This is a genomic window from Sabulibacter ruber (genome assembly GCF_017355955.1).
GTDB classification, from domain to species: domain Bacteria; phylum Bacteroidota; class Bacteroidia; order Cytophagales; family Hymenobacteraceae; genus Nibribacter; species Nibribacter ruber_A.
In genome coordinates this window covers 445,275-457,871 of record NZ_JAFFID010000004.1, presented here as the reverse complement: position 1 = coordinate 457,871, position 12,597 = coordinate 445,275, and the positions used below count along the sequence as shown (strand labels likewise).

The window sequence follows — 12,597 nt, the reverse complement described above, 5'->3', positions numbered from 1 at the left end:
AGAATCAGGTATAGGCAGGCCTATTTCAGTTTCACAGACTTGGCAGCACCAGAGTAGGTGATGGTGGCATCTGGCTTCAGGTCAAATTGCAGGGGCTTTCCTTTGGTGGGCTGCACAAACACCACGTTGAAGGTGCGGTTCTGCAACATGCCGTTGAACTCGCCCTGGCGTTTGCCTACTGTAAGGGTTTTGGAGGCTTCGTTGTAGGTAATGGGAATGGAGGCAAATTTGCCTTGCTCGTAATTGTAGTTGGTGTTTTCGTCCTCGTACAATGTAAAAGAGGCATCTTTTCCGCCGTACACATACAGCGTGATGGTTTCGGCGGGTTTCTCCAGCGCATACTGCAGATCAGGACCGAAAGGCAGAATAGAACCTTCTTTCACGAAGAGCGGCATGCGCTCATAAGGAGCGGCGGCTGTGATCTGCTTGCCTCCTTTCTGGTAGGAACCGTCATAGAGGTTGTACCAGCCCGAGTTAGCAGGCAAGTAAAGCTTGCGGCTAGTGGCCTTGGCCTCGTGTACCGGGTTCACCAACAAGCTTGGCCCGAACATGAACTGGTCACTGATGTTGAGCACATTCTTATCTGCTCCAAAGTCCATTACTAGCGGACGCATGATGGTACCGTGCTGATGGTACACCTGACCCGTTAAAGAGTAGATGTAAGGCATTAAGCGGTAACGTAGCTTATTGTAGTACACAATAGACTGATAGGCCTTGTGATCTTCCGGGGCAATGTTGAAAACCTCACGGAACGGGTACTGACCATGCGAGCGGTACAGCGGCGTGAAGGTGCCGTACTGATACCAGCGGGTATTCAACTCACGCCATTCTTCCTGCGCCTCAGGCGTCATAGGCCCGCGGTCATACTTGTTTTCCACGAAGAAGCCCCCGATGTCGGTAGTCCAGTAAGGCAGGCCAGACAGGGAGAAGTTAAGACCGGCCGGAATCTGGCGACCCAGTTCCTCAAAGGTAGAGGCAATGTCCCCGCTCCAGGTGGCGGCTCCGTAGCGTTGCAAGCCACCAAAGGCAGATCGAGTCAGGATGAAAACCCGGTCATTGGGGTTGGTACCGCGCTGGCCTTCGTAAATTCCTTTGTTGTGCTGCAACACATAGGCGTTGAAGTACTTATCAGCAGGTCCCAGATAGGTAGGGTTCATCAAGGCTTTGCGGTGCTCAATAGAAGAGTTAGAAAGAATGTCTGGCTCAGAGGCATCCTGCCACCAGGCATCAATTCCCATTTTGTAGAGTTTCTCATTGATCAGGTTCCAGAACATCCGGCGGCCCTCTGGGTTGAAGGCATCATAGAACGTAGACACGTAGCCTTTGCCTATCCAGTCTCTGATCTGCTCGTTGATGCTGGTTTTGTACAGCAGGCCTTTCTGATCAAACTGCTTGTAGGCTTCAATACCCTCGTAGAACTTAGGCCAGGTGGAGATCATGATCTGCGTTTTGTGCTGGTTATGCAGCTCATTGATCATGCCTTGTGGATCTGGGAAACGAGTTTCATCAAACTCCTGGCTTCCCCACTGATCTTCTTTCCAGTAAGACCAGTCCTGCACAATGTTGTCCAGCGGAATTTTGCGCTTACGGAACTCCTTCACCACATCCAGCAATTCCTGCTGGGTTTTGTAACGCTCGCGGCTTTGCCAGAAACCCATGGCCCACTTAGGCATTACCTGGGCCGCACCGGTCAGGTGGCGGTAACCGGCAATTACTTCGTCCAGGTTCTTGCCATACACAAAGTAGTAGTCCATTCTATCGCCGGCCTCAGAAGAGAAAGCGATCTTGTTCAGGTCTTGCCCGGTTTGCGGCGTTAAGTAGCGGAACGCAAGGTAAGACACCCCACCGTCTGGGTTCCATTCAATCTTGAAAGCGTGCTTCTGTCCTTTCTGCAGAGGCGCCTTGAATACTGACATGCCGGGGTTCCAGGCCTCGCGCCAGCGGTCCAGCAACAGTTTGTTGTCAACCCAGACCTTTACGTAACCGGAGGAAGGCATCTCAAAACGGTGTTCGCCGGTGGCATCGCTTTCAATGAAGCCTTCCCACGTCATGAGGCCACCTTCCAGCTTATAGCCTTGCGGAAAGTCTTTCTGGTTTTCCAGGAACTCGTAATTGATGTTGGTTTCTTTACGAACAATAGGGGCTTTACCAGCTTTAGGGTCAAAGGCATAGGTAGCCGTGAGGCCGCCGGGCTGCTGGTCTTTGCCGTACAGTTTCAGTTTTGACAAAGGCTGATACGGGCGCACATCCCCAAACTTGGTAATGGAGTTATTATCCCACAGAATACCGTAGTTTTTGCTGGACACCATGAACGGCACCACCGCCACTGAGTTATACTGGGTAAGGTCTACCTGCCAACCGCGGTAGTTCATGAGTCCGGTTTGGTGTTGGCCCAAGCCGTAGAAAGCCTCCTCTGGGGTTACGTTGAACGCCTTTTGCAGACGGTAGCTTTGGGTGTTGCCAAGCGTAACCGGAGCGAAGTCCTGGTTCCCTTTGTTGTTTTCCTGAAGCAGTACTTTACCGCTCTTATCATAGAACGTGACATCGCCGGTAGTTGCCCCAACTTCTACCCGCAGGTCCTTGGTGTTCAGGACCAGGGTTTTCCCGTTCTCCCGGAATTCCCAGTCGGTTTTACCTTTCTTGTTATCCACTACCATCAGGCTGGGCTCCTCAGAGAATTTCTCTACCGGCGTAGCCATTACCTGGATAATCTTGTCTGAAACTACCCGCAATTTCACGTACTGCGGATCTCCACTGGTTTCTTTTTCCAGTTTCACCAGTACCCCGTCTTCCAGTTTCTGGTAGTTTTTCACCGCTGGCTCTTTAAAAGAAAAAAGAGCGGCGACAAAAGCTAAGTAAAGCGTGTTTCTAACCTTCATCAAATTGAATTGTGAGAATAAACTTTTAATCCATTCTGATCAGGAAAGACACAAGCGCTTACGTAGCATCTACCCCCCCGAAAAGAACAACATGAAGGTAAGTAGGAGCAAAAAATGTGGTATGTATGAAATGTTTCCTTTCTATGTCTGATCTGTTAACAAATGAAAAAACCGCATTTTTAAGCTAAATACGCAGGTTTTATTTTACAAAATGTTAACCCATCAGGATTTCCAGTCCGTTTCCGGCCTGTTTCCGGGAAAACCGATACAAACCACTCATGTAACCGGATGTTTAGAAGAACACTTCCCTGAACAATGGAAAATACCCGATGTTTTTAAGCTTAATTCCAAAAAGCAGCCTTAAAACGGAGGTAGGTAGAGGAGAGTAATTGAGAAACCTGCGGGCACGAAAAGTCGGTTTTTACTTCTATTTCGGAATGGTTTGTTATTCTATTTTAAAGCCTGCTCTTCCTAACTAATGCAGAAAAATTTCCTGCTCCATTTTTAGCTTCTTTTCTAAAAATTAGGCCCAAAATAATCGGTAAAAAAAAGATGATTGGTTCTTCTGGTTACTTAAGGCAAAACAAAAAAGCAGCACCCTACAGAGCGCTGCTTTCCTGTTTTCTAAAAAAGAATATCTTACGTGATGGAGTGAGATTGCTTGCTTTCTGCATACACAGACGGCAGCATGTGGTACTGCTCTTTGAAGTACTTAGAGAAGTACCTCGGATTGTTGAAGCCTACCGCATACGCCACCTCGGCCACAGTTAACTGGCTTTTCTCCAGCAATTGCGCTGCCCGCTCCAACCGGATCTTCCGGATGAACTCCATGGGGGTTTGACCGGTAAGCGCCACAATCCGTTTATAAAGATACACCCGGCTCATGCCCAGTTCGCGGCTCATCAGCTCCACGGAGAACTGCGGACAGTCAATATTATCCTCCACCACTTTGATGGCTTTCTGGATGAGTTTGTCATCCAACGAAACAATCTCTACCTCACTGGTCTGCACGCTTATTTTTTTCCCGTACGCTTTCTGCAGCAACTGACATTGCGTAATCAGGTTAGACATGCGCGAGAGGAGCATTTCAAAGTTGAACGGCTTGGTGATGTAGTCATTGGCACCAATGTCAAGGCCTTGCAATTTCTGCTCCTCGGCGGTTTGGGCGGTAAGCAAGACAAACGGGATGTGCGTGGTACGGGCATCGGCTTTGATTTTCTTACAGAAATCAATTCCGTTCATTTCAGGCATCATGAGATCGCTCAGAATAAGGTCTGGTTGATACGCCAAAGCCTTTTGCCAGCCTTCTTTTCCGTTCTTCGCCTCTACCACATTGAAATGCTGCCCCAGATTTTCTTTCAGGTAGGTTCTGAAATCTGCGTTATCTTCCACCAGCAATACTACCAGTTTTTGCTCCTGACTTTCCGGCCCTACCCGTTTGGTGATTTCCACACCTTTGGACACTGGCGCTATCTCTTCTGTGAGTTCGCCTGCTTCAATGCCATTAATACCAGAACCTGTGACTTTAATGGGCAAGGTCACCGTGAAGCAACTTCCTTTGCCCAACTCGCTGCGCACCTGAATCAACCCGCCATGGATTTTGACGAATTCTTTGGTAATGGCCAACCCGATGCCGCTGCCCTGGTTCACCAGGTTGTCTGGCACATCTTCCCTGAAGAACCGATCAAAGATTTTCTCCTGGGCTTCTTTTGAGATACCAATACCTGTATCTGATACTTTGATTTCCAGCAGGTGCAAACCCTGCGATTCTGAATCGTTCTCCAGGCATTGCACCTCCACCTTGATATGGCCGTTCTCAGGAGTGAACTTAAAGGCATTGGAGAGCAGGTTGAAAAGGATCTTGCCCAATTTGTCCATGTCAAAAGAGGCGTGCAGCTCTTTTACGCTGGTTTCAAAAGACAAATTCACGTGGTTTTTCTCAGACAGATCAGAAAAAGAGTACACCGATTCTTTGATGAACTTGATAATGTTGCCCACCGATGGAGCAAAAGCTACTTCCTCCACTTCCAGTTTCCTGAAATCCAGCAGTTGATTTACCAGGTGCAGCAAGCGTTTGGCGTTCCGGTTGATCATCTGGAACTGTCTCTGCTGCCCCGAGTCCTGGGTAGTGGCCAGCAAACGCTCCAGCGGAGCCAGAATGAGGGTGAGCGGCGTGCGGAACTCATGACTGATGTTGGTGAAGAACTTGATCTTCATGAGGTGCAGCTCGCGCATGTGTTTCACCTCGCGGCGCTCGCGCTCCAGGGCGAAATTCACGTTGGCTTTCTGCATCTCCACCCACCGGATCAGATAAAGCACCCCGAACACTATCAGGAAGTAAAGAACATATGCCACGTTGCTGCGCCAGAACGGCACCTCTACCTCAATGTTCAGGTTGATGCCTTCCTTGTTCCAGACGCCGTCATTGTTGGAGGCTCGGACTTTGAGTTGGTATTGGCCAGGGTCAAGGTTGGTGTAGGTGATGCGGCGGTTGTTACCGTTAGTGGTGTGCCACTCCTTGTCAAAGCCTTCCAGCTTGTATTGGTACTTGTTCTTTTCTGAATGGAAGAAGTTCAGGGCCGCAAACTCCACAGTAAACATGTTCTGGTCATGTTTTAGGGCAATCTGCCGGGTAGCCGACAAGGCTTTGGTGAGGATCACCCGGTGGTCTACCTCCTCCCCTACATTCAGGCTCCTGTTAAACAACTGGAAATCTGTGAACACAATAGCCGGCGCTACTTTGTTTAAGCTCAGCTTACTGGGCTGAAACAGGTTGAACCCGTTAGGCCCGCCAAACAGCACTTCCCCTTTTCTGGTTAAGTATGCGGCGTTCTCGTTGAAAGCTTTGCCCTGCAACCCATCAGATTCATCATAGTTGTGCGCCACGAAGGAAACGTTCTGCGCCTCCCGCCCGCTGATCTCCAGTTTGGAAATACCGTTGGGCGTACTCACCCATAGGTCATGGTTGCGGTCTTCCAGAATGTTCAGGATGATGTTATCTGCCAGACCATTCTCCTTGGTGAACAACCTGAACGAATTGGTTTTAGGGTTGAAAAGGTTTAGCCCCTCGTTGGTGCCCACCCAGATATTCTCCCGACTGTCCTGTAAAATAGAAAGCACAGTATTACTGCTGAGGCTTCTGGGATTTCTGGGATCATTCTGGAACTGCACCAGCTTATTGGTGGCAAGGTCCAGCACTTCCACGCCAATGTCGCCGCCTACCCAGAGTCTGCCTTTGGTGTCTTCGGCAATGGTAGCCACATAAAGGGCCTCAATTCCTGCCTGCCCGGCAGTACGGTGATAAGGCTTGAATTTGCCGGTGTGCGGATCTATCTGCTGCAAACCGCCACGCATGGTTCCCATCCAGATCCTGCCTTTGCTGTCCTGGAAGAGTTCCCACACATTGTCGTTCCCCAGGCTGAGCGCATCCTGGCCTTCGCGTTTGTATCGGGTAAATTTCTGACCGTCAAACTTATTCAGCCCGCCCAGGTACGTGCCAATCCATAGGTTCTGGTCTTTGTCCAGGAGCAAACTCACAATCACATTGCTGCTGATGCTGGTAGGGTCTTTGGGATTGTGCTGGTAGCGGGTGTATTGACCGGTGCTTCGGTTCCAGTAAAGCAAACCGCCTCCGTTGGTTCCAATCCAAAGGTTCCCCCGGGCATCTTCCACAAACCGGTTGATGTCTGCGTACGGCAGGCTGCCTTTCACCAGCAACTGATTTTGGTGGTGCTGAAAACGGAACAGGTTCTTGTGGTAATAATTAAGGCCTTTCTTGTAAGTACCCAGCCAGATAATCCCCTCCCGGTCTTTGTAGATGGAGATTAGGCTGTTATGTGAAAGACTGTTTTTTATTTCCGGCGAGTTTTTGACAAACTGCACCGAAAGATCCTTCTTGTTTACGATGTTCACCCCCCCATGATCCGTGGCCAGCCAGATGGTACCGTCTTCGTTCTCCACCACGCCTCTTACCAGATTGGAGTTCAGCCGAAGTTCCGGGGCATTTTCGTGGAAGTTCAGGAAGGTTCTGGAAGCTGACTTGTACAGAAACGCTCCCACGCTTTCATAGGAAGAGAACAGCCACAAGTCATCGTCCCGGTCAATGGTCATGCCGTACCCCAGGGCTTGCTGGCGGAACTGAGTCTGTAGCCCAGTCTCGCGGGCTTCAACCTTTAAGGTCTTGCCGTTCAATTTCTCCAGCAAGCCATCGGCATGCAGCACCCAGACATCGCCCTGGCTGGTGAAAGCCAAAGTGTTTATCTGAGATGAACCTAATGTGGTTGTCTTACCCGGAATGGGCGTGACTTTAGTTGAAACCTTGGTCTTGGGGTTGAACCTGGTTAACCCCTGGCCATTTTGCAGAAACCAGAAATTTCCAAAGTTGTCTTTCACAATGTCCTGCACCGGGGCTGCAGGCAGGGTGTATTTTTTCAGGAGTGCAGCATAGTCCCGGTCAAACTTGTCTAGAATGGGGTTGTAAACGGTAAGCCCTTTCTGAGTGGCTACCCAGATATTCCCTTCGGGGTCTTCAAAAATTTTGCTGATGTGGTTGTCCCGCAGAGAGGCGGTGGTGCGCGAGTTGTGCCGGAAGACTTTTACTCCATACCCATCAAAGCGGTTGAGGCCAGACGAAGTACCCACCCAGATGTAGCCCTTGCTGTCTTTCAGGAAACAGGTGACCTGGTTATGGGAAAGGCCATTATTGACATCAATGTGCAGGAAGCGTCGCTGGTCTGGCAAGTTAGCCAAGGCTTGGGTGACATTGGCTACTATGACCAGTACAGTGGCAATACTTAAAAAAAAGCGCCTTGACATACGTTACAACTCACCTGAGAAAAAACGAACCAGTAAAACCTCCCCCTTCTGCGGTTTACTGGCTTGCACCAGTAAAGAGAACCAACTCCCCTACATCCAATGATGCAACTCTCTTTTAGTGAGAATCCATGGAGCTTTCTGCGCCTTTATATTTGAGTGTTTATCACACACCTATATAATTAAACACCTACGCAATATAGTGTTTTTTACAATAAGTAGCCAGTAACGCCAACAAAGCCTTAACCCCAGTTCACCTGAAAGGGTTCTTTTTAAGAAAAACGCAAGAGCCGCTTTAACACAGAACAAAGCCTATAAGACAAGCTTCTGCTATTCCTGGCGTTCTTTTCAGAAAACAGGCTTAAAACAAGAATGCTCATTTTAGGGGCAGCCTTAGAAAAACAAGCCGAAAACGGCTCTAATTACACCAGAACACAAGCCTGGAACCAGGCACTCGGTGAAGATGCCCTCGTTTAAAAATTGTTTACTTACCTTTGCTTTATGGAATTTACGGTACAACAGATTGCTGACTTACTCCAGGGCCAGGTGCAGGGAGATGGTAACGCAAAAGTGAATACTCTGGCTAAAATTGAGGAAGGCACTCCCGGCGCGCTTTCTTTTCTGTCTAACACCAAATATGAGCCATACCTCTATACCACGGGGGCCACGGCCGTTATTGTAGCCAAGTCGCTGGAACTCAAGCAGCCTGTTTCTGCCAACCTTATTCTGGTAGAAGACCCTTATTCCTCTTTCTCTACGCTGCTGGAGGTGTACCAACAAGCGGTAGCCGCTTCCAGACAAGGCGTGGAAGAACCTTGCTTCATGGGCGAGAACTCCACCATTGGCGAGCGCCATTATCGGGGTGCTTTTTCATATATAGGCAAAAACTGCAAAATAGGGAGCGGTGTTCACATCTACCCACACGCCTACCTTGGCGATAACGTAACCGTAGGCGATAACACCATCATCTATGCCGGGGCTAAGATTTATTCAGACACCAAGATTGGCCACTCCTGCACCATACATGCCGGGGCGGTAATTGGCAGCGACGGCTTTGGTTTCGCGCCGCAGAAAGACGGTTCTTACAAAGCCATCCCGCAGATTGGGAACGTAATCCTGGAAGACCATGTGAGCATCGGTGCCAACGCCACCATTGACTGTGCTACCATGGGTTCTACCATCATCCATTCGGGCACCAAAATCGATAACCTGGTGCAGATTGCCCATAACGTGGAGATTGGCAGCCATACCGTAGTGGCGGCCCAAACCGGCATCTCGGGTTCTACCAAGATAGGCAACTACTGCACCCTGGCCGGACAGGTAGGCGTGGTAGGCCATATTTCCATTGCTGATAAAACCATCATCGGTGCCCAATCCGGTGTTTCCAAGAGTGTAAAAGAGTCTGGGACCATTATCCAGGGGTCTCCGGCGTTTGATTATAAACAGAACTTGAGGTGCATGACCGTTTTCCGGAAACTGCCCGAGTTACAGAAACAGGTAGAGGAACTCAGAGAAAAGAATTAACTTTAAGCCCTCTTTACCTATTTAGTGCTTCATGAACGATAAACAGCATACCATAAAGGCGCCGGTAACGGTATCCGGAATAGGGTTGCACACGGGAGTAGTGTCTAACATGACCTTCATGCCCGCTCCTATCAATCACGGATATAAATTCCAGCGCATTGATTTGCCTGACCAACCTATTGTTGACGCCGATGTAGACAACGTGGTAGACCTCTCCCGCGGAACTACCATTGAACAGAACGGCGCCCGTGTCAATACAGTGGAGCACGTCTTAGCCGCCCTGGTAGGCCTGGAGATTGACAACGTCCTCATCCAGATTGACGGCCCCGAGCCTCCCATCATGGACGGTTCTTCCATTCTCTTCGTGAAACCTTTGCTGGAAGTGGGCCTGGAAGAGCAGAACGCCCTGCGTAACTTCTTTGAGGTACCGGAGGAAATCATGTTCCGGGACGGCTCCCGCGAAACTGAGATCGCCATTCTTCCTTTGGATGATTACCGCGTGACCGTGATGGTAGATTACCACTCACCGGTTTTAGGTTCTCAGCATGCCTCTTTGACCGACCTGCGTCAGTTTAAAGATGAGATTGCCTCTTGCCGCACCTTCTGCTTCCTGCACGAACTGGAAATGCTCTACAAGCAAAACCTGATCAAAGGCGGAGACCTGAGCAACGCCATTGTGGTGGTAGACCGCGTGGTGGAAGAAAATGAATTAGACTATCTGTCTGACCTTCTGAAAAAGCCCAAAGTGGCCGTGAAGAAGGAAGGAATCCTGAATAACGTTGACCTTCGCTACAAAAACGAGCCTGCCCGTCACAAGCTTCTTGACCTTATAGGTGACTTAGCCTTGGTGGGTCGTCCGTTGAAAGGCCAGATCCTGGCCGCCCGTCCCGGACACGCGTCTAACGTGGCGTTTGCGAAGAAAATCAAGAAATACATCAAGGAAACATCGGTGAAGAACGTGCCGGTGTATGATCCTAAGAAAACACCGGTGATGGACATCAACCGCATTGCGCAGACCCTGCCGCACCGGTACCCTTTCCTGCTCATTGACAAAATCATCCACCTGGATGAGACCACGGTTACGGGCGTAAAGAACGTGACCATGAACGAGTCTTTCTTCCAGGGGCACTTCCCGGGCAATCCCGTGATGCCGGGCGTGATCCAGATTGAGGCCATGGCCCAGACTGGCGGGATTTTTGTACTGAGCACCGTTCCGGATCCGGAAAATTACTGGACGTATTTTATGGGCGTAGACAAATGCCGTTTCCGCCGTAAAGTATTACCAGGTGACACCATAATTTTCAAATGCGAACTGTTGGCACCTATTAAACGCGGCATTGCCAGAATGCAAGGCCAGGCCTACGTGGGCGGGCAATTGGTAATGGAAGCCGAGATGTTAGCAAGTATCGTAAGAAAAGACGCATGAATCAGCCATTAGCTTACATCCATCCCGAAGCCAAGATTGCCACCAACGTAGTGGTAGAGCCGTTTAGCACTATCTCTAAAAACGTGGAGATTGGCGAAGGTACCTGGATTGGACCTAACGTGACCATTATGGAAGGCGCGCGCATTGGGAAAAACTGCCAGATTTTCCCGGGTGCGGTAATCTCGGCTCCGCCGCAGGACCTTAAATACAAAGGCGAGCCTTCTACGGTAACCATTGGAGACAATACCATCATCCGGGAATGCGTGACCCTGAACCGGGGCACGGCGCTTGATAAAAACACCACCGCTATTGGCTCTAACTGCCTTATAATGGCGTACGTGCACGTGGCGCATGACTGTATCATTGGCAACAACGTGATTGTAGCCAATGGCGTGCAGCTGGCCGGCCACATTGTCGTGCATGACCATGTGTTCATTGGCGGTACTTCTGCGGTACACCAGTTTGTGAGCATCGGGGCTCATGCCATGGTATCAGGCGGTTCTTTGGTGCGCAAAGACGTTCCTCCGTTTATCAAAGCTGCCCGCGAGCCGCTTTCCTACGCCGGAGTGAACTCCATTGGCCTGCGCCGCCGCGGTTTCACCAATGAGCAGATCAACGACATTCAGCAGATTTACCGCATTCTGTTCATGAGCGGACTGAATACCTCTTCTGCTGTGGATAAGATTGAGATTGACCTTTCGCCTAGCCCAGAACGTGACGAGATCGTGAATTTCGTGCGTAACTCCGGTAGAGGCATCATCAAAGGCTATCAGAAAGATGCAGATTAAGCTTACCTCTTTAGGCAAGCGCTTTAATTACGAGTGGATTTTCCGGAATCTGTCCTATGAATTTGTCTCGGGGAAGGCCTACGCCATCCTGGGGCACAATGGATCCGGGAAATCCACTTTGCTTTCTATCCTCAGCGGGTTCCAGCTACCTTCAGAGGGAGCCGTTTCCTACACCTTCCAAGGCAATGAAGTACCGGTAGATGAGTTGTACCGCTACCTTTCCATCGCCGCTCCTTACCAGGATCTGCTGGAGGAATTCACGTTGGAGGAAATGATTCAGTTCCACACCCGCTTTAAGAACCTGAAAGGCATTACGCCACAGCAACTCCCCGATCTGCTTCAACTCCAGGCCGCCAGACACAAACTGGTGCGGGATTTCTCCTCGGGCATGCGCCAACGGCTGAAACTGGGATTGGCCCTTTACTCAGACACTCCCCTCCTGCTGCTGGACGAACCCACTACCAACCTGGACCAAGCTGGCGTAGCCTGGTACCTGGAGCATCTGGAGCGCAATAGACAAAACCGTCTGGTCCTCATCGGCTCCAACGTGCCCCACGAGTACAGCTTCTGTGATGAGCAGCTTCCCATCAACGAGTACCACTACAAAGCACCGGAGCGGAAAAGAGGGTAACCAGCCTTGCGTTTATGGGCTGTTTTTAAAATACTAGCATCAAAAGAGACACTCGTAGGACCTTCGGACACTACGAGGTCTGGACGCTACTAGGTCTTTTGAACGAACCCCATCGCAACAGTGGCGAAGAATGGCTTTTCAAAAAGCCGAGTTGCTCAAACTGGATCAGCAAGGCGTTGTAGTTGGCTTAAAAAGTGGCTTAAACTCCAAAGACCTCGTAGTGTCCGAAGGTCCTACGAGTGTCTCAACCAAAGACCATTCCGCTGCCAGAAAAGCATTAACTATTTCCCGCCTACCTTTTTTAAAACAAAAACTATGGCGCGGAAGTTACTTCCGTGACTTGAGGATTGTGAGTCACGGAAGTAACTTCCGCGCCATTGCTGCCTTTGCCGAGCCCCCTTAAGGAAAACTATTCTCAGCCTCTTTTTTGAAAACCAGCCCCAAAACTCCAAACATGAAAAAAGCCACCTTTCGGTGGCTTTCCCATATATGTAGTAGGATAGCGCAAATGCTTTTTCAAAAATCATGGTTTGCTGC

The 12,597-nt window shown here is 49.8% G+C and carries 7 protein-coding genes; 5 read left to right on the top strand and 2 right to left on the bottom strand.

The genetic code is table 11. The features are described from left to right. Positions 1 to 20: 20 nt before the first annotated feature. Positions 21 to 2,813: a TIM-barrel domain-containing protein gene (locus tag JT719_RS19965; RefSeq protein ID WP_207435494.1), complete on the bottom strand. Its 2,793-nt coding sequence runs from the start codon at positions 2,811 to 2,813 to the stop codon at positions 21 to 23. A 705-nt stretch (positions 2,814 to 3,518) separates the two neighbouring features. Beyond that, positions 3,519 to 7,694, bottom strand: a complete 4,176-nt coding sequence (locus JT719_RS19960) for a hybrid sensor histidine kinase/response regulator transcription factor (RefSeq protein WP_242693372.1) — start codon at positions 7,692 to 7,694, stop codon at positions 3,519 to 3,521. A gap of 498 nt (positions 7,695 to 8,192) precedes the next feature. Between JT719_RS19960 and lpxD the strand changes: the two genes are divergently transcribed. From lpxD to JT719_RS19935, 5 genes are all read left to right on the top strand, one after another. Further along, positions 8,193 to 9,215, top strand: coding sequence for a UDP-3-O-(3-hydroxymyristoyl)glucosamine N-acyltransferase (gene lpxD / locus JT719_RS19955; protein ID WP_207435493.1), 1,023 nt, complete (start codon positions 8,193 to 8,195; stop codon positions 9,213 to 9,215). A 31-nt stretch (positions 9,216 to 9,246) separates the two neighbouring features. Beyond that, positions 9,247 to 10,641 carry a bifunctional UDP-3-O-[3-hydroxymyristoyl] N-acetylglucosamine deacetylase/3-hydroxyacyl-ACP dehydratase gene (locus tag JT719_RS19950; protein WP_207435492.1) on the top strand — a complete coding sequence of 465 codons (1,395 nt, stop codon included), beginning with the start codon at positions 9,247 to 9,249 and terminating at the stop codon, positions 10,639 to 10,641. Continuing rightward, complete coding sequence (lpxA, locus tag JT719_RS19945) at positions 10,638 to 11,429, top strand: acyl-ACP--UDP-N-acetylglucosamine O-acyltransferase (RefSeq protein WP_207435491.1); 792 nt, start codon at positions 10,638 to 10,640, stop codon at positions 11,427 to 11,429. The genes JT719_RS19950 and lpxA overlap by 4 nt, the downstream gene beginning before the upstream one ends. After that, positions 11,419 to 12,060: an ABC transporter ATP-binding protein gene (locus tag JT719_RS19940; RefSeq protein ID WP_207435490.1), complete on the top strand. Its 642-nt coding sequence runs from the start codon at positions 11,419 to 11,421 to the stop codon at positions 12,058 to 12,060. Before lpxA ends, JT719_RS19940 begins: the two co-directional genes overlap by 11 nt. Positions 12,061 to 12,190: 130 nt before the next feature. Continuing rightward, positions 12,191 to 12,463, top strand: a complete 273-nt coding sequence (locus tag JT719_RS19935; RefSeq protein WP_207435489.1) for a hypothetical protein — start codon at positions 12,191 to 12,193, stop codon at positions 12,461 to 12,463. The last annotated feature ends 134 nt before the right edge of the window (positions 12,464 to 12,597 follow it).